This window comes from Alcaligenes sp. GCM10023179 (genome assembly GCF_042653705.1).
Lineage (GTDB): Bacteria > Pseudomonadota > Gammaproteobacteria > Burkholderiales > Burkholderiaceae_B > Alcaligenes > Alcaligenes phenolicus.
Window position 1 is genome coordinate 626406 of the sequence record NZ_JBHSIQ010000001.1, and the last position, 25369, is coordinate 651774.

Below are 25369 nucleotides of genomic sequence, written 5' to 3' on the forward strand. Positions count from 1 at the left end.
TTATGTTATTATGGCGAGCTATTTGGCAGAAATGCACGGGCGGAATATAACGCCTTGGCAGGGTCAGGTAGAGCTGCCCGGCTTGAAAAAGCGGGTGGATTGTATGGGCCAGGCATGTTGCTTTGACCCAGAATTTTAATATTTAGGAACCATCATGAAGACCTTCGTGGCCAAGCCGCTTGAAGTCAAACGTGACTGGTTTGTGATTGACGCTAAAGGCAAAGTCCTTGGTCGTGTGGCCAGCGAAGTCGCACGCCGTTTGCGTGGTAAGCACAAACCCGAATATACCCCTCACGTTGATACCGGCGATTACATCATTATCATCAACGCTGCTGACATTGCCGTGACCGGTAACAAGGCACAGGATAAGAAGTACTATCGTCACTCGAACTACCCAGGCGGTATTTACGAAACCAACTTCCAAACCATGCAAGAGCGCTTCCCAGGCCGTGCCATCGAAAAGGCCGTCAAGGGTATGTTGCCAAAAGGCCCTCTGGGCTACGCCATGGCCAAGAAACTGAAGGTTTACGCTGGTGCCGAGCATCCTCATAGTGCTCAACAGCCTAAAACTCTGGACATCTAAGGATAGGTCATGATCGGTAACTGGAATTACGGTACGGGCCGTCGCAAGACCTCCGTCGCTCGTGTCTTCATCAAAAAAGGTTCGGGCCAAATCGTAGTCAACGGCAAGCCTGTTGACGAATACTTTGCTCGCGAAACGGGTCGCATGATTGTGCGTCAGCCTCTGGTGCTGACCAACCATGTTGAATCGTTCGACATCAAGATCAACGTGCATGGCGGCGGCGAAAGCGGCCAGGCCGGTGCTGCCCGTCACGGCATCACCCGCGCTCTGATCGACTACGACGAAACACTGAAGACAGCTCTGAAACAAGCTGGCCTGGTGACTCGTGACGCTCGTGCTGTTGAGCGTAAGAAAGTCGGTCTGCACAAAGCACGTCGCCGCAAACAGTTCAGCAAGCGTTAATTCGCCTCGCGACCTGTTTATGGTGCTCAAAAACCCCGGACGTGTCCGGGGTTTTTGTTTGCTGGCTACATTTGTCCTGCTTTGCCCGGTCTGGTGAGCAGGACTACGTTAAGATAGAATTTTTGCTCGTCTCTCTTTCAGGAAAGTTCATGGCTACACATAGCGATACCCGGATCAAGGTAGGGATTGTTGGCGGTACAGGTTACACCGGGGTCGAGTTGCTGCGTCTGTTAAGTCAGCACCCCCAGGTAGAACTGGTTGCCATTACCTCGCGTAAAGAGGACGGTGTGCCGGTATCGGATATGTATCCGAACCTGCGTGGTCATGTGGACCTGAAGTTCTCCACGCCGGAAAATGCCAATCTGGAACAGTGTGACGTGGTCTTTTTTGCCACTCCACATGGCGTGGCCATGAGCCAGGTCGAACGTCTGCTGGAAGCGGGCGTGCGCGTTATTGACCTGGCCGCAGACTTCCGCCTGCAAGATACGGACGTATTCCAGAAGTGGTACAAGATGGAGCACAGTTGCCCGGACATCCTGAGCCAATCGGCTTATGGCCTGCCAGAGCTGCTGCGCGACAAGATTGCTCAAGCCAAGGTTATTGGTAACCCGGGTTGCTACCCCACCACCGTCTTGCTGGGCCTGGCTCCCTTGCTGGAAGGCGGCAAGGCGCTGGTTGATACCCAGCATCTGATTGCAGACTGCAAATCCGGTGTGTCCGGTGCTGGTAAGGGAGCTTCGGTTCCCAATCTGTTTGCTGAAGCCAGCGACAACTTCAAGGCATATGGCGTGTCGGGTCACCGTCACCATCCGGAAATTGTGGAACAGTTGCAGCGCTTGGCTGGTGGCCCGGTCGGTCTGACCTTTGTGCCCCATTTGGTGCCCATGATCCGAGGCATGTTCTCCACGATCTACGCACGTATCAAGCCCGAAGCCATGGATACAGACTTTCAGGCCCTGTACGAGCAGCGCTATGCCCAGGAAACCTTTGTAGATGTGCTGCCTGCCGGTACTCTGCCAGAAACCCGCTCGGTACGCGCTTCCAACCAGCTGCGTATTTCCGTGCAGCGTCCTGGCAATGGCGATCAGTTGATCATTCTGGTGGTGCAGGACAATCTGGTTAAGGGTGCTTCGGGTCAGGCTGTGCAGAACATGAATATCTTGTTCGGTCTGCCAGAACAAACCGGCTTGAATCACGTTGCAATTTTGCCTTAAAGGGAACTTGGTCTTGGTGAACAGGTCAAATGTTTATGGCTGAATCACCGCAAACCAATTCTTCTACTGTCGCTCCTTCCCGTTCGCGGGGCGGGGCGACTACGATTGGGCTGGCCGTATTGCTGGGAGTGTTGTTGGGCGGTGGAGGCCTGTGGCTTTACCGCAGCCTGACTCAACCGGCCGATCAGTCCGAACAAATACAGCTGGCCATGCAAAATCTGACGCGTAGCCAGCAATCCTTGCAGCAAATTCAAAGTGAATTTGAAGGGCTGCGCGGGCAACTGGTTCTGGAAGAGAGCACGCGCAAGGGTTTGGAAAAGTCCTTGTCGTCTACCCAGGCCGAACTGGCGCAGACGCGCGAACAGTTGGCCTTTTACGAACAGTTGCTCCCACCCGGTCCCAGTGGTTCTGTTACTGTCCGAGCCCTGGACGTTGCGAAAAGGGGTGATTTGCTGGAGTACAAGGTACTGCTGCAACGTAACGCCCCAGAAGGAAAGGCTTTTTCCGGGCGCCTCCAGTTTCAGCTGACTGGGCGGCAAGACGGAAAAAACGTTAAAATCGATCTATCACCCAGTTCCGGGCCGGACTCGGTACTGGCAGAGTCGTCTGTAGAACAGATCGATCCCTTGGTTTTAAACTTCAACCAGTTTCAGCGCGCCATGGGTTGGCTGGCTTTGCCGCCAGGCTTTGAACCCACCGCCTTGACGCTGAACGTCCTGGAAGGAAGCGTTATCCGCGCCTCTCGCCAGGAAAAAATCGCCCAGCCAGACTAATCACCTTACCCGCGGGTGGTCATGTGCAAGGCGATCACATGATAATTATTCATGCCGGCGGGGGCCGGCAGGAGAACCACATGAGCACTCTTACCGAATCCGTTGATCTGCAAGCCCCTCCTTCCCCACTGATCTTTACCGATTCAGCGGTTGAGAAGGTCCGTGAGCTCCTGATTGAAGAAGGTAGCCCCGAACTGAAGCTGCGCGTCTTCGTGCAAGGTGGCGGCTGTTCCGGCTTCCAGTACGGCTTCACCTTTGACGAACTGGTTAACGACGACGACACCATTATTGATAAGGATGGCGTGCAACTGCTGGTTGACGCCATGAGCTTCCAATACCTGGTGGGCGCTGAAATTGATTACAAGGACGACCTGGACGGCGCTCAGTTCGTGATTCGTAACCCGAATGCCACGACTACCTGCGGCTGCGGTTCTTCCTTCACGATGTAAGAAGGCAAGGCTGGCGCTGATTGCTTAGCGTTCCAGGCCTTGGCAAGTTGCTACAAAGTACACCCCAGACTCTGAGTCTAGAGTCTGGGGTGTTTTGTTTATGGGGTTTTGTTGAAGGCCGTGCAGCGTCAGGTTTCAGGGCTGATCCGTTGTAGGGCGCTTCGCGGTTCAACTTGGGGTGCTCGTTCGTAGCCTAGGTAGGGCGGCGAAGCAGCTCAATGCTGTTAATGGCACGGCCCAAAGAAAAGAACGGCTTGCTTCTATTTGTTTTGAACAGGAGGGGCGCTGCCTTGTCATGTTCTGCTTTTTTGGCAGGTGCTTGGCTAACGGATTATGAGTCCGCCGCTGTATTTTAAAGTTTTGCGAAGCTAAACGTTAAAAGCAGTTCTCAGGCCGGATAACAAGCGCCCAGCACCGTAGCGCGCCGTGCGCCTGTCACAGCGGGCAGTCCCGCAGGAATACGTTCGATATGCGCGTAAGCCAGCCAGGCAAAGGCCAGGGCTTCGATGGATTGCGGATCCATGCCCAGCTCGGCGCTGGAGCGGATAGGCATAGTCACCAGATCGCCCAGGCGTTTCAGCATAGCAGGATTGGCAGCGCCGCCGCCACACACAATCAGCTCTTGAATCTGATCTGCGTAAGGCTGGATGGCCTGTGCAACGCTATGTACGGTCAAGTCCATCAGGGTGGATTGCACCGTAGCAGGCTGAAGCTCGCCTTTCGGATCAACACGATCCAGATGCTCCTGCAGCCACCCCAAATTGAACAGATCACGACCTGTAGATTTAGGAGCAGGCAGAGCAAACCAGGGTTCGCTCAATAGGCTGGCAAGCAAGGCAGGATCAGAAGCGGCGCTATCAGCCCATTGTCCGTCCTTGTCGTAGGGCTGGCCTTCATGTTTGTTCACCCAGGCATCCAGCAGCATGTTTGCCGGGCCAGTATCAAAGCCAAAAACATCGCGTCCAGGCAGCAGCAGGGAGATATTCGCAATTCCACCCAGGTTCAGAATGACGCGGCCAAGTTCGTGACGGAACAGGGCTTCATGGACGATGGGCACCAAAGGTGCACCTTGGCCGCCCGCCGCTATATCCCGGCTGCGGAAATCCGCAATCACGTCCACTCCACAGCGTTCGGCCAGAAGAGCAGGGGCATTCAATTGCAGGGTGTAGCCCTGGTCAGGCGCATGGCGGATAGTCTGACCGTGTACGCCAATCGCACGGATCAGCTCTTTTTCGGGGCCTTGAGTCCAGGGCAGGCAAGCCTGGGCGTAGAGTTCGGTCAGTTGCTGGGCGGCGATGCTGGCGCGGGCCAGTTCGTTGTGCCCTGGATGCTGCAAAGCCAGCAGCTCGTCTCGCAGAGCGGCTGGCATGGGCAGGCTATGGGTTTGGTGTATCTGTGCCCCCTGTGGGCCGAAGGATGCCAGCACGGCATCCACACCGTCCATGCTGGTACCAGACATCAGTCCGATAAACAGGGGGGCTTTCATGGTTTAGCGGCTGGCCAGCTTTACGGGCTCAGCATCTGTGTGCAGCAAGGCAAAGCTGTTCTGGTAGGAAGCCAGGGTTTGCTGGAACTGCTTGCGCTGCGGGGCATCCAGAACGCGTGCTACTGGCAGGTCTACCGACAGGGGATCAACGGCTTTCTGGGCGATACGGAATTCGTAATGCAGATGTGGGCCTGTTGCCCAGCCCGTCGAGCCCACATAGCCAATCAACTGGCCTTGTTCTACGCGGTCGCCTTTGCGCAGTCCAGCGGCAAAGCGGCTCTGGTGAGCGTACAAGGTGGTGAACTGACCGTGATGCTTCAGGATGATCGTGTTGCCGTAACCATTTTGGCGGCCAATAAACTCGACCGTGCCATCCGCGGTAGCGTGGATGGGGGTGCCGGATGGGGCAGCATAGTCCACACCCTTGTGGTCACGCCATCCGCCATGCACCGGATGGCGGCGACCGCCAAAGGTGGAGCTGATGCGGGTGAATTTCAATGCGGTGCGCAGGAAAGCGCCTTTCAGGCTTTGGCCGCTGAAATCGTAATAACCACCGGAGCCATTTTCAGGCTGGAACCAGGCGGCCTCATGAGTTTTGCCCTGATTGATGAACTCCACTGCCAGCAAGCGGCCCGAACCCACGTCCTGGCCTTCATGACCGTAGGACTCGTAGACCACGCGGAAACTGTCGCCTTTGCGCAGATCTTTCAGAAAGTCGATCTTGCTTCCCATGACATCCGCCATTTGCAGCGTGATGTTGTCGGGGATGCCGGCCTGATCGCTGGCGCCAAACAGCGAGCTGTTGATGGTGGCTTGAGCCACGCGCACTCGGGTCTGGGTCAGGTCGGTTTGTTCCTGGGCGATAAAGCCATTGTTACCGTCCGGGCGTACTTCCAGCCAACTGGCCAGACCTTGGCCGGACTGATCGGAGTAGGGGGTATGACGGTAGCGCAGCCATTGCAAATTGCCATTGGCATCCAAGGCAGCTTGGATGGTACGGCCAGGGTAAAGCTTGTAGATGGAGCGCGCTTTCTTGTCGTGCGTCAGAAATTGCAACAAGCCTTCTTCACTGACTTCCATACGCTGGAGCAGGGCGGACAAGGTGTCGCCACGGCGGATGCGGGTTTCAGTAATGTAGGCTTGCTGGTCCTGGGCCTGCAGCACGGTCAGGTCCGATGGCAGGGTCAAGGCGGTGCGGGCTTGGTAAATCTGGGGTTCCGGGCTGCTGGGCATCACCACGGCAAGTGCACCGGCGGCTACAAAAGAGCCAAGAGCAAGCGTGATCAAACCGGCACGGATAAAAAGGGCTCGGGCGGACCGAGGCTGGTGGATGTTGAGGTGGGAGGAGGAGCGTTTCCCTTTGCTGAACATAAAACCAGAACCTTGTTGGACGTACGGTTTACCGTCCACCCGGCTGGCAGGCGGAGGTCAGTTGTACTGGGCGGACAGAACATTCCAGCCCTGGCGATCTGACCTGCGCGGGAATGATAAAATAATTCGGTTTACGAAACCTTGCTCAATTCTTAAGCACGTCTCGCAATAGCAGGCTATCCTAGCGCATTAGGCTTAATTTTTCGAGCATTTTTACTCATTAGTTTGTCACCAGATTTGTTATGTCATCCCCCTCAGAGCCCCTTTCTCCAGAAGTCCTGGCTGATTTAGCCATCGTCAAACGCGGCTGCGACGAATTGCTCGTCGAATCCGAGTTTGCCCGCAAACTGGCGCGCAGCCATGCAACAGGACAGCCGCTGCGGATCAAGCTGGGTCTGGACCCCACGGCTCCCGACATTCACCTGGGGCACACAGTGGTGCTCAACAAGATGCGCCAGCTGCAGGATTTGGGGCATACCGTCATCTTTCTGATTGGCGACTTCACCTCCACCATTGGTGATCCCAGCGGCCGCAACACGACTCGTCCGCCCCTGACGCCCGAGCAGGTCATTGCCAACGCCAAGACCTACTACGATCAGGCTGCGCTGGTTCTGGACCCGGCCCGTACCGAAGTTCGCTACAACTCGGAGTGGTGCGACAAGCTCGGTTCGCGCGGCATGATTCAACTGGCTTCGCGTTACACCGTGGCCCGCATGATGGAGCGTGATGATTTCACCAAGCGCTTCAAGGCGAATCAGCCTATTTCGGTGCACGAGTTTTTGTATCCTTTGCTGCAAGGCTACGATTCGGTTCAATTGAAAGCGGACGTGGAATTGGGCGGTACCGACCAGAAATTCAATTTGCTGGTGGGTCGTGAATTGCAAAAAGAATATGGTCAGGAACAGCAATGTATTTTGACCATGCCATTGCTGGTGGGTTTGGACGGCGTAGAAAAAATGTCCAAATCCAAAGGCAATTACATTGGTATCAGTGAAACGCCGGACTCCATGTTCGGCAAGTTGATGTCCATCTCCGATACCTTGATGTGGCGTTACTTCGAGCTGTTGTCGTTCCGTAGTCTGGAAGACATCGCCGGTCTGCAAAAGCAGATTGAAGAAGGCCGTAACCCACGTGAAGTCAAAGTGGAGCTGGCACAGGAGATCGTCACACGTTTCCACAGCGCCCAGGCCGCCGAGCAGGCGCTGGAAACTTTCGATGCCCGTTTCCGTCGTGGCGAAATGCCCGAGGACATGCCCGAGGTAACCGTGGCGGGTGAACTGGCCTTGCTGCGTGTCTTGCGCGAAGCAGGTCTGGTTGCTTCCGGCAGCGAAGCCCAGCGCAATGTGGAGCAGGGCGGCGTGCGCATCAACGGCGAACGTGTGGACGATAAAGGTTTGCAACTGGAGCCGGGCAGCTATGTGCTGCAAGTGGGCAAGCGCAAGTTTGCGCGAGTCACTTTGACCGGCTGATTGATTGTGGAGGTCTGCAATGAAACTGCGTAGTGATTCTTTTCAAGATCAGAGCGTGATTCCCGAGCGTCTGGCGTTTTGCCGTTACGACGCGCAATCGAGAGTCGCCTTGGCCGGTAACGCCAATCCGCATCTGGAATGGTCCGATGTTCCCGAGCAGACCCAATCCTTTGTGGTTATTTGCCACGACCCCGATGTCCCCAGTAAACCGGACGATGTGAACCAGGATGGGCGCGAGGTACCGGCGGATTTGCCACGGGTGGATTTCTTTCATTGGGTCTTGATCAACATCTCGCCCGAACTGCGTAGCCTGGCAGAAGGCTCTTATTCCAAGGGCATCACGCCACGCGGTAAAGCCGGTCCACTGGCTCTGGACGATACGCGCCAGGGCGTGAACGACTTTACCAACTGGTTTGCCAGCGACCGCGACATGAACGGTGATTACTTCGGCTACGACGGCCCGTGCCCTCCGTGGAACGATGCTTTGCCGCACCGTTATGTCTTTACGGTTTATGCCCTGGATATTGCCGAGCTGCCTTTGGAAGGTCGCTTCAATGGCCAGGACGTGTTGCGCGCCATGGAAGGTCATATTCTGGGTCGTGCATCCCTGACCGGTATGTATACCCTGAATCCCCGTTTGATCCAGCAATCCTGATTCCCCAGGGCGGACTGTTTGAGTTTTTTTCATATTCTCTTGAGTCCGCCTGCCGCCGCCTTACTTATTTCCATGTTTTTTGGGGTTTCTGCCACCAGAGACGTTTGTCTCGGTGGTTTGACGCGCTTCCGCGCTAAAATGTTGCTTTCTTAGTTTGCTACCACTTTATCCTTAGGAACCCTCATGTTTGACCGTTCTGCGACTCTTGACAAAGTTGACCCCGATCTTTGGGCTGCGATTCAAAGCGAAGATGTGCGCCAGGAGCAGCACATCGAGCTGATCGCCTCGGAAAACTACACCAGCCCCGCCGTGATGCAGGCCCAGGGCACACAACTGACCAACAAATACGCGGAAGGTTATCCTGGCAAGCGCTACTACGGCGGTTGCGAGTTCGTGGACGTGGTCGAGCAACTGGCTATTGACCGTCTGAAAGAGCTGTTCGGTGCAGAAGCCGCCAACGTGCAGCCCAACTCCGGTTCGCAAGCCAACCAGGGCGTGTACATGGCTGTCCTCAAGCCCGGTGATACCGTTCTGGGCATGAGCCTGGCAGAAGGTGGTCACTTGACCCACGGTTCCCCCGTGAACGCATCGGGCAAGCTGTACAACTTCGTATCCTACGGTCTGGACGAGAACGAAGAGCTGGACTACGACGAGCTGGAGCGCCTGGCCAAAGAGCACAAGCCCAAGCTGATCGTGGGTGGTGCTTCGGCTTACGCCCTGCGCATCGACTTCGAACGCATGGCTCGTATTGCTCATGAAAACGGCGCCTTGCTGATGATCGACATTGCCCACTACGCCGGTCTGGTTGCTGGTGGTGCTTACCCCAACCCCGTGCCTCACGCTGACTTTGTGACTTCTACGACTCACAAGTCCCTGCGTGGTCCTCGTGGTGGCGTCATCATGATGAAGGCCGAACACGAAAAAGCCATCAACTCGGCTATTTTCCCCGGCATTCAAGGTGGTCCACTGATCCACGTGATCGCTGGTAAGGCTGTTGCGTTCAAGGAAGCTCTGGCTCCCGAGTTCAAGACCTACGCTGCTCAAGTTGTGAAGAACGCTGACGTTCTGGCCCGCACTCTGGTTGAGCGCGGTCTGCGTATCGTGTCCGGTCGCACCGAAAGCCACGTCATGCTGGTAGACCTGCGTCCCAAGGGCATCACCGGTAAAGTGGCTGAAGAAGCACTGGGCAAGGCTCACATCACGGTCAACAAGAACGCCATTCCTAACGACCCCGAGAAGCCATTTGTCACCAGCGGCGTGCGTTTGGGTACTCCTGCCATGACCACTCGCGGCTTTAAAGAAGCCGAAGCGGAATTGACGGCGCACCTGATTGCTGATGTACTGGACAACCCTCACGACGAAGCCGTTTTGGCGGACGTTCGTCGCCGTGTACACGAGCTGACTGCCAAGTTGCCCGTTTACTCCTCCAAGTAATCCAGCCGGAGCGGGCCGTGAGGCCCGCGATCTTGAATGAAGTGTCCGTTCTGCCACCATGCCGATACCCAGGTGATCGACTCTCGAATCACCGAAGAAGGCGACGCCATACGGCGACGTCGTAAATGCTCGGCCTGTGAACGGCGCTTCACGACTTACGAGCGTGCCGAGCTGAGCCTGCCGGTTGTGGCCAAGCGCAATGGCACTCGTATGGATTTTGATCCCGCACGTTTGCGGGCGAGCATGGGCGTTGCACTGCGCAAGCGTTCCATCCCCATGGCTCAGGTCGATGCCGCTGTACAGCGTATCGAAGAAAAACTTCAACTGACTGGCGAGCGCGAAGTCTCCTCCGAGACCATAGGCGAGCTGGTCATGGCCGAGCTCAAGCAGTTGGACCAGGTGGCCTATGTGCGCTTTGCCTCGGTCTACAAGAGCTTTAAAGACATCCGCGAGTTCGTAGAGGCGATCGACGAAATGAACGATCCCGACCGCGGCTAAGGCTATGGTCGAGCAAGAAGACGTCATCTGGATGCGGCAAGCCCTGGAGCTGGCCGAGAAATCCCTTTATATCAGTGCCCCCAACCCGCGAGTCGCCTGCCTGATCGTGCGCGATGGCCAATTATTGGCTTCGGGTTCAACACAGCAAGCGGGTGGCCCTCACGCCGAAGTGATGGCCTTGCGCCAAGCCAAAGAGCGCGGCGTCAGTGTGGCCGGTGCGACCTTTTACGTCACCCTGGAGCCTTGCAGTCACCACGGGCGAACCCCTCCTTGTGCCGATGCGCTGATCAAAGCAGGCGCTGGGCGTGTTGTCTTTTCCATGTACGACCCCAACCCCTTGGTGGCTGGCAACGGCGTCTCACGCTTGCGTCAGGCGGGTATTACCGTAGATGGCCCCTTGTGCGTAGAGCAGGCGCTGGCGATCAACGCCGGTTTCTTTGCCCGCATGACACGTGGGCGTCCCTGGTTGTGGATGAAGATGGCCGCTTCGCTGGATGGCCGCAGTGCCTTGCCGGACGGTCGCTCTCAATGGATTACCGGGCCGCAGGCTCGTGACGACGGTCACCACTGGCGCGCCCGCAGTTGCGTCGTGCTGACAGGCATCGGAACCGTGCATGCCGATAATCCCTTAATGAATGTGCGTGCGGTTTCTACGCCGCGTCCCCCGATCAAGGCTGTGCTGGACACGCATTTACGCATGGACCCGAAAGCTGCCTTGCTGGACGGCACGCCGTGCTGGGTATTCAGTCACCGTCGTGATCCCGAGCTGGAGGCGGAGCTGGCAGATCGAAATGCACAGGTTATTCCCATGCCCTTGCACGAAGGTCAGGTGGATGTCCGTGCCGTTCTGGACTGGATGACAGATCAACAGATCAATGAAGTCCATGCAGAAGCCGGTGCTCGCCTTTCCGGTGCCTTGATTGATGCGGGTGTAGTGGACCAATTACTGATGTACCTGGCCCCCAAGATCCTGGGGCAGGGGCGAGGCGTGGCCGATATTACCGAACTGGCCGGGTTGGACGATGTAGAGCCGTTTGAATTTACCGATGTGCGCTTGCTGGGTGCCGACCTGCGCGTCCTGGCGCGCCAGCGCGATCATTGGGAAGCCTTGCTGCGAGCGGTGGGTGGAGCTTATCCGCCGGACTCGGAATAAGCTGTTTGTCCGCTTTACTGTTTAGTTGCTACTAATTAGCCGAAGAAAGAATTTGAGCACTTGCGTTACAAGGATAAGTGCTGCTATTATTATGGACTTGGCGTTAGCAGCTTCAAATTGCTTGGCCAAAAGAACAGTTAGGACAGGTGGCCGAGTGGTTGAAGGCGCACGCCTGGAAAGCGTGTATACGTTTATAGCGTATCGGGGGTTCGAATCCCCCTCTGTCCGCCAGAATTCAAAAGCCCTCGCACAGCAATGTGCGGGGGCTTTTTTCTTGGCTGCGTTTTACAGAGTCGGTGAAATTAATAATTCATTTTTAGTCAGGCTCTGCGTCGTCGTTGCAAAAAAGGTCGCTGACTGGGAACCGCGCAAGATCAGCGCAGGCCTTGAGAGTCTTGCCTTTGCTTATCTCGCCATTTTGAGGGAGGAAGTGTTTCGTGTTGCCGCCAGGCGGCGCGAAATGATTGCAAGCTGGCAAAACCACAATGCTCGGCAATTCGCTCAATAGACCAGTCGGTATCCATGAATAATTGGCGCGATCTGTCCAGCCGCATGGTTTGTTGGTACTGCTTCAGACTGATGCCGCATTCTTTCATGAACAGGCGGCTCAGATGCCTGTAGCTGACTGAAAATTGTGCTGATAAGGATTCGTTGAGCGGGGTTTGAACCGTCTGTTGTGCCAACCAGTCTTGCACTTCATGAATCAAGGGATGTTGGTGATTGCGATAACTCAGATGGACGCTTAACTGCGGGTCTGCTTCCAGACGACGAAACTGAATCAGATTTTCGCGCGCGATGCGTGCGCTGACTGCGCTGCCGAAATACTGAGTGATCAAGTGCAATGCCAGATCTATTCCTGCAGAAACGCCAGCTGAGGTATAGATAGGACCATCCTGCACAAGGATGCGTTTGCTGATAACCCGTGCTTGTGGCGCAAGTTGTTGCAGGGTCTTGAGGTGATTGTGATGTGTCGTGCAGAGGCGACCATCCAGCAGTCCTGCTTGTGCCAGCAGCACAGCGCCTGTGCAAACGCTGGCGATCACTATTCCCGACGGTAGCTTGCCCCCGATATCACGTAGCCATTGCGTCACTTGTTGCTGTGCCGGCGTTGCGGGGAGTTCGGCCTGGATTTTGCTTCCGACTACGACAACGACATCTCCTGCAGTCAGACGCTTGGGGAGGGGGGCAATCGCGCTTAGAAAAATCCCCTGGTAGCTTTTTATGTGGGACTCCGGCCCGACACACTGGATCTTGATGTCGGCTATATCCAGTTCTGTTAGAGAAGCAAAAATCTGCATAGGCCCTCCCAGATCCAGGATGTGCATCTGGGGAAGGACGACAAAGAAAATCCGTTTCATGTGTTATTCGGATGAGTCATTGATTTGATTTAGCGATGTTATCGCTTTTTATTCCTTTTTCTTAATGGTGTTTTCTTTTCTATTTATGTCCTGAAACGGTCTGGAGCCTGGATGGTCGAGAATTTACGATAAACAAGAAATTTTTACATCGAAAGGGTTTGTCCTCGTGGCGGAAGAATCAAGAGTTATTGAGCTTCATTGGAATCCCGCTTTTACGGGAGCAACGGGGGCCGGGGTGCTGGAGCTTATCAATATGACGGTCGCTGATAAGGGCACGCTGGGGTTTGCCTCTGAGCTGTCGGGAGAGCAGGCGCGTCTGTTCCTGGACGCCCTGAACCGCAAAGTGGCAGACGGCGATACGCAAGCCTTGTATGCCAGCTATGCCGGTCAATCCGCTTTCTTTGTGATGATGAATTTGAGTGGCATGCCCAATTGCCGACACAGTGCTGAACTCGCCAAGGCGGTCGTGGCGCCGGGGTTTCGTGGACAAGGTTTACCGAAACAGGCGCTGGAGGCCGTGGACCATACCTGCACCTTGTTCTGGAACATGTATGACAACTTGCATCGAGAGTACTGCCAGCCAAGCCCCGTTCGTCTAAGTTGATTCGGTGCGCCATTGAAAATCTGAGGTGGATGTTGCTTCATGCAAAACAAGAATGTTGTCCGCTCTCTGGTCGGGCTGGGATTTCTTGCCATGTTTCTCTCGAGCGCGTTCAAAGGGGTTTTCCAGGTTTATTTCAATGACCTGGCTCTGTCTTTTGAGCGCGGCCGATCAGATTTCGGTTTTGTGGGCGGGGTGTTCCTTTTGGTATCCGGGCTGGCATCGCCGATGGTCGGCGCCTTGTCGGATCGCTTTGGGCCCATCTGGACCGTCTTGATCGGCAGTGTGCTTGGAGGGGGAGCATTTCTTTTGCTTGGCCTTCTACCTCATCAGTACTGGCTTTTTGTCATCTTGTATGGACTTTTGGCGGCGTTTTCTCTGGCGGCGATGACGTTTGTGCCCATGGGCATATTGGTTGACCGATTGTTTGACCAGAGAAATAAAAGTTTTGCTTATGCCTTGATCACTAATGGCACGGCAATTGGATTCATTGTCCTTTCTCCATTCTGGTTGTGGTTGCAAGCCCATTTCGAATGGCAGCAGGTCTTTTTTGTTGTTGGTCTGCTGTTCCTGGGGCCTTTGGCCTTGCTGTTCTGGCTGGGAGCACGAGTGCCTTTGCCTGCGAAAGAGTCTGTCGGACATATTCAGGAGAAACGCGTTGGCACTTGGCCTGTTGTGTTGCGCGATCCTGGCTTTTACGTGCTTGCCTTTGGTTTCTTCGGCTGTGGGGCGTCGATGGCGTTCATTGACGTTCATCTGGTGCCTTTATGGCGCGATGCCGGGGTCAGCCGCGCCAGCATGGGGATGAGTTTGAGCCTGTTTGGCGTGCTGGAAATGATTAGCGGTTTAGCGGCTGGCTGGTTGGCGCTGCGCTTCTCCCAGCATCGGCTGCTGGCGGCATTCTACGTACTACGCTGTCTGGCCATGAGCTTGTTATTGGCTCCCTCCGGGATAGTGACGACCTATGTATTTGCGGCTGTATTTGGGGCCAGTTATCTCGGAACAGTCATATTGACCTCAGCGATCTGTCTGGATCGCTATGGAGGCGCCGTCAAGGGACAGGTATTTGGCATGCTTTTTCTGGTTCATCAGATCGGCGCTTTTGGGTCTGCTCAATTAGGTGCTTACGGCTATGACCGTTTGGGTAGCTATCAGGCCACAGTCATGGTCCTGGCCATGCTGACCGCGATTGCCGGTATTTCTTCACTCTTTCTGTCGTCTGTTGCTTTTCGACGGACTCAATCTGAATTCAACTGAGATCTCCATGATGTTCAATGACCAAGGTGCTACTCAAATGCTCAGGATTGGACAGGGTATCGATGTCTCTGACAGCTTTTGCGAGCCGCTTGCACTGACCTCTGCCTATTGCTTCAGTTCAGCCAGTGAGGCAGCCGCTCGTTTTGGCGGGACGGAGCCGGGCAATGTTTATAGTCGATTTACCAATCCAACAGTAAAGACGTTCGAGCAGCGGGTTGCCTTCCTGGAGGAGGCTGAAGCGGCGGTGGCGTTTGCATCCGGCATGGCTGCATTGTCAGCGGTGGTGATGGCGTTTGCCGCGAGTGGTCGCAACATCGTGTGCGCATGTGATGTGTTTGGCACGACTCTGACGATGTTGCGTCAGCACTTTTCCCCTTATGGAGTGGAGGTGCGCGTCGTTGGCATGTTGGATTACGGCGCTTGGGAAAAGGCGATCGATAGCGCTACCTGCCTGCTTATTGTTGAAACTCCAGCAAACCCAATGCAGCATGTCGCCGATATTGCCCGGCTGTCACGCATGGCTCATGCCCATGGCGCATTGCTTCTGGTAGACAGCACCATGCTGACGCCTGTTTTGCAGCGGCCATTAAGGCAAGGTGCGGATCTGGTATTGCATTCTGCCGGTAAGTATATGGATGGCCAAGGTCGGTGCATTGCCGGTGTAGTCGGTGGGGCCGAGGCATTGATGAAGCCACTGCGGGCGGTGTTGCGTTCGCAAGGAGCCTGTCTGAGCCCCATGAATGCCTGGTTACTGCTCAAGAGTCTTGAGACGCTTGAGCTGCGCATGCAGCATATCAGTGCCAACACACTGTCGATAGCACGTTGGCTGGAGAAGCATCCAAATGTAGGTTCGGTGTTTTACTCGGGCCTGGAGTCGCATCCCTGCTATGAAATCGCTTGCGCGCAACAGGCCGGCTTTGGAGGGGTGGTCAGCTTTGAAGTGGGCACGAGCCAAAAAGAGGCTTGGGCTTTCATGGACGCTTTGCAGCTGATTTCAATTGCCACCAATATTGGAGATACACGCAGCATGGTCACGCACCCGGCATCAACGACACATGGACGCTGGTCGCCGGAGGATCGCATGCACTGCGGGATTGGGGGCAATCTCGTGCGCTTGTCTGTGGGCTTGGAGTCACTTGCCGACTTGCAGCAGGATATTGATCTGGCACTCCAGATTGCCCTTGCTCAGAAGGATCAGAGTGTGCGGGGCTACTCCTTGCTTGAGACGCTGGAATGAGGGGGACCGATGTTTTTGACGTTGTTGTTTTCTGTCGTACTGACTTTCCATGCGCTGGTGCTGTCAGATAGCGGGCGACGCTCCAGGCAATGGTTTCGGTATCTTGTTATCAGCTTGATGGCTCTGTTGCTGAGCTTGCCGATTGATTTTGCCACCCTGAGCGACCGCCGGATTGACGGCCTCGCCTTTGGTGGCTTATGCGGTTGATGGCTGAGGGGGCCTGGTACCGGATAAGCCAATTGATTTCAGCTTGTCCGGTACCAATTTCATTAGGACGCCAGATCAGACAGGATTAAGGCAGCAGGCTCAGGCGGTCGACTTCAAATTCAGTTTTGCGCAGGCCTTTGTCGAACTCGCCTGTCAGCTCCACTTTCTGTTCGGCGCTGATGGTTTGACCAGCCGGAAAGTCCTTGTTGTCGATCTCTACCGTGATACGGCCGGTGGCATCTTCAAAAATATAGCGCTCATCACCTTCAAACGACACCAGACGGCCTTGCAAACGCGCGATTTGATCGTCGCGGCCGGTTTCCAGGAGCTGCTTGACGGTCATGAGCGGCACATTGTTAGGGCCAGAGTAGGAGCCGGCAGCCGTGGCGGCTTGAGGTGCATTGCTTGGGCCTGTGTAGTTGGCTGGTTGCGCGAGGGCAGCGGTGGCGCTCAGAGCAAGTGCGGCGGCAAGAGTGGGTAAAGTGAATCGCATGATTGGGTTTCCTGTATCGGGTTATCGGGTCAATGTTCCGCCGATTGCGGAATAGTTTTATTAGACCCTCCGAACCTGAAGGCAATCTTAAGATACGTAATTGGGTGGGAAATCCAGCACGACACTCAGACCCTGGCCGTCCAGCCCCTCTTCAAAGGAAAGCGTGGCCTCGTGCAAGGCCGCGATGCGGGCCACGATGGACAAACCCAGTCCGTTGCCTGTTTGGCCGGTTCCCAATACGCGAAAGAAGCGTTCTCCCAGTCTGGGCCGTTGTTCGGGGGGGACGCCAGGCCCATTGTCTCGGACCGCAAGGCGTACACCGCCATCGTGTCTGCGTGTTGTTTCGACCCGTACTCGGACGCCTGCGCCGCCGTAGCGAATGGCATTGCCAATCAGGTTACGTAAAGCGCTGTTTAACAGCACTGGCGCCGCCTGTATGCTTGTGACGGCCAGGGCTCTTTCCATGTTGATGGATGTCGAAGGCAGGGATGGAATCAGACTGTCCAGGACCTGATTCAGGTCTACGGTTTCACGCTTCAAGGGTTCGGCCTGCGGCTCCAGTCGCGTCAGGGCGAGCAGGCTTTCTACCAGGGCGGTACAACGGTCCAGGTCTGCGCGTAATTGCTGCAGATGGGCGTCAGGCAGTTGCAGCTCGCGCTCAATTAGTTGAACGCGCATGCGCAGCCCGGCCAAGGGCGTACGCAGTTCGTGTGCGGCATCGGACGTAAAGCGCCGTTCACTTTCCAGTGCTGAAGACAAGCGTGCCATGAGCGCATTCAATGCATCCAGCATGGGTTGCAGCTCGCGTGGGGGATTTCCGCCTTCTACAGGAGTGAGGTCATCGGGCGATTTGGAATTGATGCGTTTAGCCGTGTCCTCCAAAGGACGCATCAGGCGTCGGATCAGGAACCAGCTGGATAGACCCAGCAGCGCCAGTAGTCCCACTGCGGGCCAAACCAGGTTCTCGGCCATGTCTTCAAGCAGCTCCAGGCGTTCTTCCATAGGCTGGCCAACCTGGGCTGTGACCCCTCCGGCTCCGGGGCGGACGTAAACCCGCCAGAGTTCGTCATCAACCCAGACAGTGGTGATTTGCTTGCGTTTCGCCTGGGGGATAAAAGCCGTTTTGGGAGTGTCGTCGCCGCGCAGCAGTACCCGGCCATCTGCGGCCACGAGCTGGTAATACATGCGCAGCTTGAGAGCCGCGTCACGGTTCAGTCGTGTGTCTGTAGTATTGGCAGAAGCCTGCGCCTCTTGCGGGTCCAGCATCAGTACCAGACGCGCCCCTTCTTCAAGGGCATCATCAAGCACATCGCCGGTTGCGTGCCAGGCCACTCCGACTACGATGGCCAGGCTGACCAGCCACAGCCCAATACTGGTGCCCATGACGGTAAGCAGCAGACGACGTCGTAAGGACCAGCCTTTCGGGCGTGACACCGGGGACTTGGCGGCAGAGCGGATACGCGTTAGTTTCTGGAGCAGGTTTTTCATGCGGGTGCCAGAACGTAGCCTTGATTACGTACGGTGACGATGAAGTCACTGCCCAATTTCTTGCGCAGATTGTAGATGTGTACTTCGATAGCGTTGCTCTCCACTTCTTCGCTCCAGCCATAAAGGGCTTCTTCAAGCTGGGCACGACTCAGAATATGGGTGGGATGGTGCATCAAGGCTTGCAGAACAGCGAATTCGCGTGCTGTTACGGCCACAGGCTTGTCGTTCAAGGTGACGCGCTTGGCTATCGGGTCAATGGCGACGGGACCGTGACGCCATTGGGGAGAGGCTTGGGCGGCACTGCGGCGCAAGGCTGCACGTACGCGCGCGGACAGCTCTTCAAGATCAAACGGTTTGACCAGATAGTCGTCCGCGCCCAGATCCAGACCCTGTACCCGGTCGGCCAAGGTATCGCGGGCAGTGATCACAATGACGGGCACCTGTGCGTGAGATCCATTGGCCCCTCGCAGACTGCGTAAGACCGCGTCGCCATCCAGACCAGGCAAGCCCCGATCCAGCAAGATGCATTGATAGGTGTGAGTGGCCAAGGCCGTGGCCACTTGGTCGCCACGTTGCAACCAGTCCACAGCGTAGCCGTCCAGATGCAGCCAGGACTGCAAGGAACTGCCCAGCGAAGGATCATCTTCGATTAAGAGAATACGCATGTGCAAAGCCTGGCAGGGAAAGATGAAGGGAAACTGATGTTGCTGCGGGGTATGAGGTAAAGCAGGGGCAAGCCCCTACCTTGTTTGTATAGCGACTGTGTGTTTTTGAAAAGCGCAGCGAGGTGTTTTCCGTTCTGATTGGCGCGCTAGATGCTGCGCTGTTGTACCCGTGCCGACAGCTCCTGCGCCGTCTCCTTGCGCTCGCTATATCGATCCACCAGATACTGCGCACAGTCACGCGTCAGCAAGGTGAACTTCATCAGTTCCTCCATCACATCCACCACGCGCTCGTAGTAGGACGAAGGTTTCATGCGGCCTTCTTCGTCAAATTCCAGAAAGGCTTTGGCAACCGAAGACTGGTTGGGGATAGTGATCAGGCGCATCCAGCGGCCCAGAACCCGCATCTGGTTCAAGGCGTTAAAGGATTGCGAGCCGCCTGACACTTGCATCACGGCCAGTGTTTTGCCTTGTGTTGGGCGTACAGCACCGATGCTTAACGGTATCCAGTCAATTTGTGCTTTCAGAACGCTGCTCATGGCACCGTGGCGCTCGGGCGATGTCCAGACCATGCCTTCGGCCCACTGCATGAGTTGGCGCAACTCCTGCACTTTCGGGTGGTCCTCTGTTGCACCATCGGGCAAGGGCAGGCCTTGCGGGTCGAAAATTCTGGTTTCTGCACCCATTGCTTCCAGCAGCCGTGCAGCTTCTTGCGTCAGAAAGCGGCTGTAGGAGCGTTCTCTCAGGGAACCATATAAAAGCAGAATTCGAGGTGGGTGTGTGGCGCGTGCTTGAGGCAGCAGTTCTGCCATATCTGGAGTGTTAAATGCGTGCTCGTCCAGATTGGGTAAATCAGGCTTGCTCAATTCTTTGTCCTTTTTCATCAATAACGGCTTGGCCGTCTTCTTTCCGGAAGGCACCTTGTTGTGCTTGGGGAAGTATCTCCAGCACCTGTTCCGAGGGACGACACAAGCGCGTTCCCAATGGGGTGACAACAATAGGGCGGTTGATCAGAATCGGGTGCTGCAACATGAAATCAATCAGTTGTTCATCGCTCCATTTCGGGTCGCCGAGCCGGAGTTCTTCATAGGGCGTACCTTTTTGTCGCAGGACTTCACGCACGCTCAGTCCACAGTTTGCGATCAACTTAGTCAGCGTGCTGCGGTCCGGCGGTGTTTGCAGATACTCGATGATGGTGGGTTCTTGTCCGCTATTGCGGATCAGGCCCAAGGTGTTGCGCGAAGTGCCGCAGGCGGGGTTGTGATAGATGATGATGTCTGTCATGGCGCGATCTTGATATCAGGGTTCAGTGGGCCATACCCAGTCGCAGCGCCAAGGCTGCCAGGGTGATCAGCAAGACGGGTGTGGTCAGGATGGCTCCTACTTTGAAGTAGTAGCCCCAGCTGATTTTTGTGCCTTTCTGGGCCAGGACATGCAGCCACAGCAAGGTGGCCAGACTGCCTATAGGTGTGAATTTCGGGCCCAGATCGCTGCCAATGACGTTGGCGTAAATCATGGCTTCCTTGACGATGCCCTCGGCGCTGGAAGCGTCAATGGACAGGGCGGTGACAAGGACTGTGGGCATATTGTTCATCACCGAGGACAGCAACGCAGACAGGACGCCGGTACCCATGGCCGCCGCCCACACGCCAGCTTGGGCGAACTGATCCAGCAACAAGCCCAGGTAGTCGGTTAGCCCGGCATTGCGCAGGCCGTAAACCACCAGATACATGCCCAGCGAGAACACGACGATTTGCCAGGGGGCGCCACGCAGCACTTTTCGTGTGCTGATGACTGTGCCACGGGCGGCAACCGCCAGCAAAATGATGGCGCCTGCTGCGGCAACCGCACTGACGGGGACACCCAGGGGTTCCAGTGCAAAAAAGCCTGTCAGCAATAACGCCAGCACAATCCAGCCAGCCTTGAAACTGGCCATGTCCTTGATAGCCTCAGCAGGCGCTCTTAATTGTTCAAGGCGATAGTGGGCGGGAATGTCGCGACGGAAGTACAGCATCAGAACGACCAGGCTGGCCAGTACAGACACGATGTTGACGGGTGCCATGATGGCGGCGTAGTCCGTGAAGCCCAGTTTGAAGTAGTCGGCAGAGACGATGTTCACCAAATTGGAGACGACCAGCGGCAAGCTGGCTGTGTCCGCAATAAAACCGGCTGCCATGACAAAAGCCAGAGTTGCTGCCGGTGAAAAGCCCAAGGCCAGCAACATGGCCATGACAATCGGCGTCAGAATCAGTGCGGCCCCGTCATTGGCAAACAGGGCAGAGACTGCTGCGCCCAGAATCACGATAAAGGCAAAGAGCTTGCGCCCGTTGCCGGCTCCCCAACGGGCGACATGCAGGGCGGCCCATTCAAAAAAACCTGCCTCGTCCAATATCAGGCTGATGATGATAATGGCGACAAATGTGGCGGTGGCGTTCCAGACGATATTCCAGACCAGGGCCAGGTCAGTCCATTGCACGACGCCAGACAGCAAGGCAGCAACTGCGCCTAAAGAGGCACTCCAACCAATGCCCAAACCTTTGGGCTGCCAGATCACCAGGGTTAAGGTAGCGATAAAAATGAGTACAGCAAGAAGCATGACGGAGTGCTCTGATCAGGGGGATAGCCAGCAAGGCAGTTAAGTTCCGAGTGGTTTTTGCAGGACGTGGATATCAAGTGTTCGGCGCTCTAGCAGTTCTGACACAGGTCTTGCGTTGGGAGGCAGGTTTGACCCTGACAGCAATTCTCGGTCAGATAAGTAAGCAGATTGTTCATGGCGGGAAAGGTGGCGCTGTAGAGCAGATTGCGACCTTGCCGCTCGGCGTGGATCAGCCCGGCGTTGCTAAGCTCCTTTAAATGAAAGGACAGGGCGTTGGGGGCAATACCTAGCTGCTCAGCCAGAGAGCCGGGTGTCAGTCCGGTGGGCCCGGCAACAACGAGTGCGCGGAAAACCCGTAGGCGGGCTTCGTGGGCCAAAGCGGCCAGGGAGCGGATAACTTGAGATTCTTCCATAGAGTAATAATACAATAATTCAAGAATTATTGAATAGTTTGATGTTTCCCATAGAGAGCTTTGAATGACAAGATTCGCGTGTGACGTTTTATTGATTTGTCAGGCATTGTGAAACTCGTGGTTTGCGACAGCAGATCCTTCTGGAACCGGGAACAGGGCCGATGCCAATTTGCTATCCTCTAAGACAATATTCGCCCGTCCTTGTTATTCTCAGCCCGCCTGGCAAGTGGAATCTCGGACTACACCCCCCAAGATTGCCTATGAAAATCCCATTTCTGAGCCACCATCAGTTTGGCCGCCGCATTGCTCAAGCACGTCTTTTTGGCCTTGTTGCTCTGTTGATGTTGTTGGCGGCGCTTCCCCAAACAGGCTATGGCAAAGAGCCGCCATTGACGGTCGGCGTATTGGTCTCGCCACCATTCGTAATGAAAAGTGATGGTGCTTTCACCGGATTGGCTATCGATTTATGGGAAGATTTGGTAGCAGAAAAGCAGTGGGTATTTGAATATAAGGAATACGGCACGTTTCGGGATTTGCTCAGTGCCACAGAGTCGGGTTCTCTTGATGTTGCCATGACTAATCTGACTATCACGCAGCAACGCGCGTTGAAGGTGGATTTCACCCAGCCCTGGTTTGATGGTGGTATGCGCCTGATGGTCAGTTCCGATCAAGGAACTGGTTTTCAAAGTGTTCTCAAGGGTTTGGCGCAGGCCGGTTTTATTACGGCGTATGCATGGATCGCTTTTGTCATTTTGTTTGCCACTGTTGTTTTGACCTTGTTTGACCGGCGGTTTGACCAATCCTTCCCTGCTCGCTGGCGCGATGGCGTGGCAGAGAGTTTCTATACCGTGATGTCTGTTGTGACTTCGGGGCGTGCCCCGGCCAGAAAGAATCTTTTTGGCTGGTTAGGACGTATCTGGCAGGGCTTGTGGCTGGTGTGTGGGGTGGGCATCTTGGCCTTTGTAACGTCCTCTGTCACCAGCGTGATGACAACGCTGGCTATCTCAAACCAGATCAATAGTGTGGACGATTTGAAGGGGCGACCAGTAGGCGTGCTGATCGGGACCGTAGAAGAGGACTATGCCCGCAAGCAGGGACTTGCCATGCGCAGTTATGCCAGTTTGGACAAAGCCACGGCAGCTTTGGACAATGGCGATGTTGTGGCCGTGATTGCCGACGCTCCGGTACTGGAGTACTACGTGTATTCCAACCCTGGCTTGCCGGTGAAGGTAGTGGGGCGACTGTTCGAGCGTGACAAGTATGGGTTTGCCTTGCCACTGCAAAGTGAGCTATCCCGAGAAGTAACTTTGGCTGTGCTAGGGGCCGTGGATGAAGGCAAGGTGGAGGCCTTCAAGACCAAGTATTTTGGCTTGGGACAGTAGTAGCCAGGCTTATTGGCTTGGGTTCATCTTTGAGGGCTCAAGCTGCTCACTTAACCAGTCGGCAAATACTTCCGCACGCGGGTTTTGATCCAAAGCCTGGGGAGAGAGCAGGTAGTACGCCGAGCCGTCCGCAATGAATCCTTGCGGGGCAATGAGCTGCCCGCTTTGCAGTTCATCTTGCACCATCAGACGCGACACAATACTCATGCCTTGTCCGGACAAGGCGGCCTGGATACATAAATAAAAATGCTCTAGTTCCAGCTTGTTGGCAGAGCGTATGACTTGGTCGCTAAGTCGCGCCCAGGTGGCCCAAGCTTGCGGACGGGAGCTGCTTTGTATCAGCACCTGTTTGGCCGTGTCCTGGATGTGGGGATAGTGGGGCTGGCAGACCGGCCCTATCATTTCTTCGCACAATTTCAGGCCGCAGACCGAGTCTGCCCAATGAAAGTCGTCACGGCGTATGGCCAGATCCACTCCCATTTGAGCAAAGTTCACTGGCCCCCCGGCTGTAATCAGATGCACGGTGATATTAGGGTGCAGAGTGTGAAAATCCCCCAGTCGGGGTATCAACCATTTCATTGCAATGGTGGGCTCGCAGGAAACGACCAGCGCATGTTCACGCTGTGTCTGCTGCAACTGATACACCACGTCTTCCAAGCGTTCGAACATGGGCGCGGTCACATGCAAAAGCTGGCGGCCTGCCTGTGTCAGAAATACAGCTCGATTGCGCCGTTCAAACAGTTCTACCCCCAAAGATTCTTCCAGCGCCCGAATCTGGCGACTGACCGCGCCGTGAGTGACATGCAGCAGCTGGGCTGCCTGCACAAAGCTGCCTGCCTTGGCGGCCGTGTCGAAGTAGCGGAAGGCCGTGAGATTGGGGATTTGCATGGTCGATGAAAACTCACAGAAATAGCGCAGGAATTATCGTTTTTAAATTAGCACAGGATTATCAATAATGAAATCCTGAGAGCGAATATTAAAACAAGAAAACGATAGAAGTTTTGGAGGGTTTTTCTTGGGTTTTGAAAATCTGGATTGGTCCCGTTGAGAATAGCAAAAACTATATAAATTCGATGAATACATAGCTCACCAGGAAGGGTTTTCACATTCTGACTGGAGCGGTCTTTGCAGACTGGTAGATCGTCCGCGAAGGAACGATCTCATTCCTAGAGTGTAGGACTGGCTCTGTGGTTTGGCTGCCTTTGACCTAGCTTGTCACACCGATTTCATCAAACTTAGGCTTGTTAAAAATGCATGAACTGTTGGCCGTTGCCACTATCACTATCCTGGCCGTGATCAGCCCAGGCCCCGACTTTGCCATGGTCACTCGTAATGGCTATTCCTTTGGCCGCAAGATTGGCCTGATTTCGGCTCTGGGTATTGCTGCCGGGGTGCAGGTGCACGTGGTCTACACGGTGCTGGGCGTTGCAATTCTGATTACTCAGTCTCCCACCTTGTTTCTGGTGATGAAAGTGGTGGGGGCAGCGTACTTGATGTACTTGGGCTATCAGTCTTTCTGTAATCGCACTGTTTTGAATACGGACGGTGAGGCGGGAAATATGCCCAGCGCCTGGCAAGCTTTTGGCATGGGGTTTTTGACCAATGCCTTGAATCCCAAAACCATGTTGTTTGTGGTGGCCACCTTTACGCAGCTGGTGCAGCCGGATGCATCGTTCTGGCTGAATTTCGCTTATGGGTTTTTCATGTCTTTTGCCCATTGGGTCTGGTTCAGCATTGTGGCGCTGGTGTTCTCAAACAAGCGCTTGCGGGCAGCCATGCTGGCCCGGCAAAGATTGCTGGACAGGGTGATAGGCGTGGCCTTGTTCAGCTTGGGCGCTTCGCTGCTATTTGCCAACTCGGTGTCTTAGGGCGGCCATGCGGGAGCAGGTGCTGTGCACAGGCGATTTGTACTGCCTGATTATTGAAGTGATTAATAAATTGGTTTGAATTAAATTCAGAATTTAATTGAGTATTTTATTTTTAATTTGATTTTGAATTATATTTGTATGGCTATTAATAATAAAAATATAAAAGTATGGAAAAGAATGTGAGTTAAATTCTTTAAAAGAATGTCTGTTATCTTCTGTCATTTATTGACGGCGCTCTGGGTATGGTTGTTACGTTGCCGTTTCAGGTTTCGCACACTACTTGTAGAGAGGGAGACAAGAATGACTTGCCATCATATAAA

General features: G+C 55.1%; 27 protein-coding genes and 1 tRNA gene. 17 read left to right on the forward strand and 11 right to left on the reverse strand.

The annotated features are described in order from the left end of the window. Window positions 1–154 precede the first annotated feature (154 nt). The 5 genes from rplM to erpA all read left to right on the forward strand — a co-directional run bounded on the left by rplM (window position 155) and on the right by erpA (window position 3421). Entirely contained in the window at window positions 155–583 is a 429-nt protein-coding gene (rplM, locus tag ACFPDR_RS02780; RefSeq protein ID WP_003801836.1) for a 50S ribosomal protein L13, read from the forward strand. Window positions 584–592: 9 nt separating this feature from the next. Next, entirely contained in the window at window positions 593–985 is a 393-nt protein-coding gene (gene rpsI / locus ACFPDR_RS02785; RefSeq protein ID WP_026484385.1) for a 30S ribosomal protein S9, read from the forward strand. Window positions 986–1134: 149 nt separating this feature from the next. Then, window positions 1135–2199: an N-acetyl-gamma-glutamyl-phosphate reductase gene (argC, locus tag ACFPDR_RS02790; RefSeq protein ID WP_026484384.1), complete on the forward strand. Its 1065-nt coding sequence runs from the start codon at window positions 1135–1137 to the stop codon at window positions 2197–2199. Window positions 2200–2234: 35 nt separating this feature from the next. Beyond that, window positions 2235–2972 (forward strand): DUF6776 family protein, encoded by a 738-nt coding sequence (locus ACFPDR_RS02795; RefSeq protein ID WP_203145449.1) that lies wholly within the window; start codon window positions 2235–2237, stop codon window positions 2970–2972. An 80-nt stretch (window positions 2973–3052) separates the two neighbouring features. Further along, entirely contained in the window at window positions 3053–3421 is a 369-nt protein-coding gene (gene erpA, locus ACFPDR_RS02800; RefSeq protein WP_003801826.1) for an iron-sulfur cluster insertion protein ErpA, read from the forward strand. Window positions 3422–3809: 388 nt separating this feature from the next. On the opposite strand, the gene ACFPDR_RS02805 is transcribed toward erpA, so the two are convergent. Both ACFPDR_RS02805 and ACFPDR_RS02810 read right to left on the reverse strand, forming a co-directional pair. Next, window positions 3810–4907: an anhydro-N-acetylmuramic acid kinase gene (locus ACFPDR_RS02805; protein WP_203145450.1), complete on the reverse strand. Its 1098-nt coding sequence runs from the start codon at window positions 4905–4907 to the stop codon at window positions 3810–3812. 3 nt (window positions 4908–4910) lie between these two features. Beyond that, the gene (locus tag ACFPDR_RS02810; RefSeq protein WP_026484381.1) at window positions 4911–6278 is read right to left on the reverse strand and encodes a M23 family metallopeptidase; all 1368 of its coding nucleotides are present in this window, start codon (window positions 6276–6278) and stop codon (window positions 4911–4913) included. 242 nt (window positions 6279–6520) lie between these two features. Here ACFPDR_RS02810 and tyrS point away from each other — a divergent pair, with 242 nt between their 5' ends. The 6 genes from tyrS to ACFPDR_RS02840 all read left to right on the forward strand — a co-directional run bounded on the left by tyrS (window position 6521) and on the right by ACFPDR_RS02840 (window position 11718). Continuing rightward, window positions 6521–7747 (forward strand): tyrosine--tRNA ligase, encoded by a 1227-nt coding sequence (gene tyrS / locus ACFPDR_RS02815; RefSeq protein WP_009460677.1) that lies wholly within the window; start codon window positions 6521–6523, stop codon window positions 7745–7747. A gap of 19 nt (window positions 7748–7766) precedes the next feature. Next, window positions 7767–8402: a YbhB/YbcL family Raf kinase inhibitor-like protein gene (locus ACFPDR_RS02820; RefSeq protein ID WP_009460679.1), complete on the forward strand. Its 636-nt coding sequence runs from the start codon at window positions 7767–7769 to the stop codon at window positions 8400–8402. Between the two features lie 183 nt (window positions 8403–8585). Then, window positions 8586–9836: a serine hydroxymethyltransferase gene (glyA, locus tag ACFPDR_RS02825; RefSeq protein ID WP_009460681.1), complete on the forward strand. Its 1251-nt coding sequence runs from the start codon at window positions 8586–8588 to the stop codon at window positions 9834–9836. A gap of 36 nt (window positions 9837–9872) precedes the next feature. Continuing rightward, window positions 9873–10334: a transcriptional regulator NrdR gene (gene nrdR, locus ACFPDR_RS02830; protein WP_003801815.1), complete on the forward strand. Its 462-nt coding sequence runs from the start codon at window positions 9873–9875 to the stop codon at window positions 10332–10334. Window positions 10335–10338: 4 nt separating this feature from the next. Then, window positions 10339–11487, forward strand: a complete 1149-nt coding sequence (gene ribD, locus ACFPDR_RS02835; RefSeq protein WP_009460683.1) for a bifunctional diaminohydroxyphosphoribosylaminopyrimidine deaminase/5-amino-6-(5-phosphoribosylamino)uracil reductase RibD — start codon at window positions 10339–10341, stop codon at window positions 11485–11487. Between the two features lie 140 nt (window positions 11488–11627). Continuing rightward, window positions 11628–11718: transfer RNA gene (locus tag ACFPDR_RS02840), tRNA-Ser, on the forward strand. A 143-nt stretch (window positions 11719–11861) separates the two neighbouring features. On the opposite strand, the gene ACFPDR_RS02845 is transcribed toward ACFPDR_RS02840, so the two are convergent. Next, on the reverse strand, window positions 11862–12845 hold the full coding sequence (locus ACFPDR_RS02845) for a GlxA family transcriptional regulator (protein WP_115634410.1): 984 nt from the start codon (window positions 12843–12845) through the stop codon (window positions 11862–11864). 253 nt (window positions 12846–13098) lie between these two features. Between ACFPDR_RS02845 and ACFPDR_RS02850 the strand changes: the two genes are divergently transcribed. Genes ACFPDR_RS02850 through ACFPDR_RS02865 form a run of 4 tightly spaced genes read left to right on the forward strand, consistent with a single transcriptional unit; the run spans window position 13099 to window position 16147 of the window. Then, window positions 13099–13449, forward strand: a complete 351-nt coding sequence (locus ACFPDR_RS02850) for a hypothetical protein (protein ID WP_203145453.1) — start codon at window positions 13099–13101, stop codon at window positions 13447–13449. A 39-nt stretch (window positions 13450–13488) separates the two neighbouring features. After that, window positions 13489–14703: an MFS transporter gene (locus ACFPDR_RS02855; RefSeq protein ID WP_115634409.1), complete on the forward strand. Its 1215-nt coding sequence runs from the start codon at window positions 13489–13491 to the stop codon at window positions 14701–14703. A gap of 7 nt (window positions 14704–14710) precedes the next feature. After that, on the forward strand, window positions 14711–15940 hold the full coding sequence (locus tag ACFPDR_RS02860) for an aminotransferase class I/II-fold pyridoxal phosphate-dependent enzyme (protein WP_376910487.1): 1230 nt from the start codon (window positions 14711–14713) through the stop codon (window positions 15938–15940). Window positions 15941–15949: 9 nt separating this feature from the next. Beyond that, window positions 15950–16147 (forward strand): hypothetical protein, encoded by a 198-nt coding sequence (locus ACFPDR_RS02865; RefSeq protein ID WP_009460694.1) that lies wholly within the window; start codon window positions 15950–15952, stop codon window positions 16145–16147. A gap of 85 nt (window positions 16148–16232) precedes the next feature. On the opposite strand, the gene ACFPDR_RS02870 is transcribed toward ACFPDR_RS02865, so the two are convergent. From ACFPDR_RS02870 to ACFPDR_RS02900, 7 genes are all read right to left on the reverse strand, one after another. Then, the gene (locus ACFPDR_RS02870; protein WP_353640136.1) at window positions 16233–16640 is read right to left on the reverse strand and encodes a YgiW/YdeI family stress tolerance OB fold protein; all 408 of its coding nucleotides are present in this window, start codon (window positions 16638–16640) and stop codon (window positions 16233–16235) included. Window positions 16641–16727: 87 nt separating this feature from the next. Beyond that, window positions 16728–18128: an ATP-binding protein gene (locus tag ACFPDR_RS02875; RefSeq protein ID WP_239054665.1), complete on the reverse strand. Its 1401-nt coding sequence runs from the start codon at window positions 18126–18128 to the stop codon at window positions 16728–16730. Further along, the gene (locus ACFPDR_RS02880) at window positions 18125–18793 is read right to left on the reverse strand and encodes a response regulator transcription factor (RefSeq protein ID WP_060186743.1); all 669 of its coding nucleotides are present in this window, start codon (window positions 18791–18793) and stop codon (window positions 18125–18127) included. Before ACFPDR_RS02880 ends, ACFPDR_RS02875 begins: the two co-directional genes overlap by 4 nt. Before the next feature lie 146 nt (window positions 18794–18939). After that, on the reverse strand, window positions 18940–19656 hold the full coding sequence (arsH, locus tag ACFPDR_RS02885; RefSeq protein WP_115634576.1) for an arsenical resistance protein ArsH: 717 nt from the start codon (window positions 19654–19656) through the stop codon (window positions 18940–18942). Continuing rightward, window positions 19643–20074 (reverse strand): arsenate reductase (glutaredoxin), encoded by a 432-nt coding sequence (gene arsC / locus ACFPDR_RS02890; RefSeq protein ID WP_060186680.1) that lies wholly within the window; start codon window positions 20072–20074, stop codon window positions 19643–19645. Before arsC ends, arsH begins: the two co-directional genes overlap by 14 nt. A 22-nt stretch (window positions 20075–20096) precedes the next feature. Beyond that, window positions 20097–21386, reverse strand: coding sequence for an arsenic transporter (locus tag ACFPDR_RS02895; protein WP_060186681.1), 1290 nt, complete (start codon window positions 21384–21386; stop codon window positions 20097–20099). A gap of 89 nt (window positions 21387–21475) precedes the next feature. Further along, window positions 21476–21799, reverse strand: a complete 324-nt coding sequence (locus ACFPDR_RS02900) for an ArsR/SmtB family transcription factor (protein WP_009460707.1) — start codon at window positions 21797–21799, stop codon at window positions 21476–21478. 260 nt (window positions 21800–22059) lie between these two features. Here ACFPDR_RS02900 and ACFPDR_RS02905 point away from each other — a divergent pair, with 260 nt between their 5' ends. Then, on the forward strand, window positions 22060–23181 hold the full coding sequence (locus ACFPDR_RS02905; protein ID WP_376910492.1) for a transporter substrate-binding domain-containing protein: 1122 nt from the start codon (window positions 22060–22062) through the stop codon (window positions 23179–23181). A 9-nt stretch (window positions 23182–23190) separates the two neighbouring features. Here the strand turns inward: ACFPDR_RS02905 and ACFPDR_RS02910 are convergent, their stop codons facing one another. Continuing rightward, the gene (locus ACFPDR_RS02910) at window positions 23191–24069 is read right to left on the reverse strand and encodes a LysR substrate-binding domain-containing protein (RefSeq protein WP_115634406.1); all 879 of its coding nucleotides are present in this window, start codon (window positions 24067–24069) and stop codon (window positions 23191–23193) included. Window positions 24070–24431: 362 nt separating this feature from the next. Between ACFPDR_RS02910 and ACFPDR_RS02915 the strand changes: the two genes are divergently transcribed. Continuing rightward, a complete protein-coding gene (locus ACFPDR_RS02915) occupies window positions 24432–25049 on the forward strand; it encodes a LysE family translocator (RefSeq protein WP_083054595.1) in 618 nt (205 codons plus the stop codon). Window positions 25050–25369 lie beyond the last annotated feature (320 nt).

What these genes read in the sequence shown, in the direction of transcription:
- rplM (WP_003801836.1), top strand. Translation starts at nt 155, where the DNA reads ATGAAGACCTTCGTGGCCAAGCCGCTTGAAGTCAAACGTGACTGGTTT.
- ACFPDR_RS02845 (WP_115634410.1), bottom strand. Translation starts at nt 12,845, where the DNA reads ATGAAACGGATTTTCTTTGTCGTCCTTCCCCAGATGCACATCCTGGAT.
- nrdR (WP_003801815.1), top strand. Translation starts at nt 9,873, where the DNA reads ATGAAGTGTCCGTTCTGCCACCATGCCGATACCCAGGTGATCGACTCT.
- ACFPDR_RS02855 (WP_115634409.1), top strand. Translation starts at nt 13,489, where the DNA reads ATGCAAAACAAGAATGTTGTCCGCTCTCTGGTCGGGCTGGGATTTCTT.
- ACFPDR_RS02880 (WP_060186743.1), bottom strand. Translation starts at nt 18,793, where the DNA reads ATGCGTATTCTCTTAATCGAAGATGATCCTTCGCTGGGCAGTTCCTTG.
- ACFPDR_RS02915 (WP_083054595.1), top strand. Translation starts at nt 24,432, where the DNA reads ATGCATGAACTGTTGGCCGTTGCCACTATCACTATCCTGGCCGTGATC.
- argC (WP_026484384.1), top strand. Translation starts at nt 1,135, where the DNA reads ATGGCTACACATAGCGATACCCGGATCAAGGTAGGGATTGTTGGCGGT.
- ACFPDR_RS02900 (WP_009460707.1), bottom strand. Translation starts at nt 21,799, where the DNA reads ATGGAAGAATCTCAAGTTATCCGCTCCCTGGCCGCTTTGGCCCACGAA.
- erpA (WP_003801826.1), top strand. Translation starts at nt 3,053, where the DNA reads ATGAGCACTCTTACCGAATCCGTTGATCTGCAAGCCCCTCCTTCCCCA.
- ACFPDR_RS02875 (WP_239054665.1), bottom strand. Translation starts at nt 18,128, where the DNA reads ATGAAAAACCTGCTCCAGAAACTAACGCGTATCCGCTCTGCCGCCAAG.
- ACFPDR_RS02870 (WP_353640136.1), bottom strand. Translation starts at nt 16,640, where the DNA reads ATGCGATTCACTTTACCCACTCTTGCCGCCGCACTTGCTCTGAGCGCC.
- arsC (WP_060186680.1), bottom strand. Translation starts at nt 20,074, where the DNA reads ATGACAGACATCATCATCTATCACAACCCCGCCTGCGGCACTTCGCGC.
- ACFPDR_RS02805 (WP_203145450.1), bottom strand. Translation starts at nt 4,907, where the DNA reads ATGAAAGCCCCCCTGTTTATCGGACTGATGTCTGGTACCAGCATGGAC.
- ACFPDR_RS02910 (WP_115634406.1), bottom strand. Translation starts at nt 24,069, where the DNA reads ATGCAAATCCCCAATCTCACGGCCTTCCGCTACTTCGACACGGCCGCC.
- ACFPDR_RS02795 (WP_203145449.1), top strand. Translation starts at nt 2,235, where the DNA reads ATGGCTGAATCACCGCAAACCAATTCTTCTACTGTCGCTCCTTCCCGT.
- ACFPDR_RS02810 (WP_026484381.1), bottom strand. Translation starts at nt 6,278, where the DNA reads ATGTTCAGCAAAGGGAAACGCTCCTCCTCCCACCTCAACATCCACCAG.
- rpsI (WP_026484385.1), top strand. Translation starts at nt 593, where the DNA reads ATGATCGGTAACTGGAATTACGGTACGGGCCGTCGCAAGACCTCCGTC.
- glyA (WP_009460681.1), top strand. Translation starts at nt 8,586, where the DNA reads ATGTTTGACCGTTCTGCGACTCTTGACAAAGTTGACCCCGATCTTTGG.
- tyrS (WP_009460677.1), top strand. Translation starts at nt 6,521, where the DNA reads ATGTCATCCCCCTCAGAGCCCCTTTCTCCAGAAGTCCTGGCTGATTTA.
- ACFPDR_RS02895 (WP_060186681.1), bottom strand. Translation starts at nt 21,386, where the DNA reads ATGCTTCTTGCTGTACTCATTTTTATCGCTACCTTAACCCTGGTGATC.
- ACFPDR_RS02865 (WP_009460694.1), top strand. Translation starts at nt 15,950, where the DNA reads ATGTTTTTGACGTTGTTGTTTTCTGTCGTACTGACTTTCCATGCGCTG.
- ACFPDR_RS02860 (WP_376910487.1), top strand. Translation starts at nt 14,711, where the DNA reads ATGATGTTCAATGACCAAGGTGCTACTCAAATGCTCAGGATTGGACAG.
- ACFPDR_RS02850 (WP_203145453.1), top strand. Translation starts at nt 13,099, where the DNA reads ATGACGGTCGCTGATAAGGGCACGCTGGGGTTTGCCTCTGAGCTGTCG.
- ACFPDR_RS02820 (WP_009460679.1), top strand. Translation starts at nt 7,767, where the DNA reads ATGAAACTGCGTAGTGATTCTTTTCAAGATCAGAGCGTGATTCCCGAG.
- ribD (WP_009460683.1), top strand. Translation starts at nt 10,339, where the DNA reads ATGGTCGAGCAAGAAGACGTCATCTGGATGCGGCAAGCCCTGGAGCTG.
- ACFPDR_RS02905 (WP_376910492.1), top strand. Translation starts at nt 22,060, where the DNA reads ATGAAAATCCCATTTCTGAGCCACCATCAGTTTGGCCGCCGCATTGCT.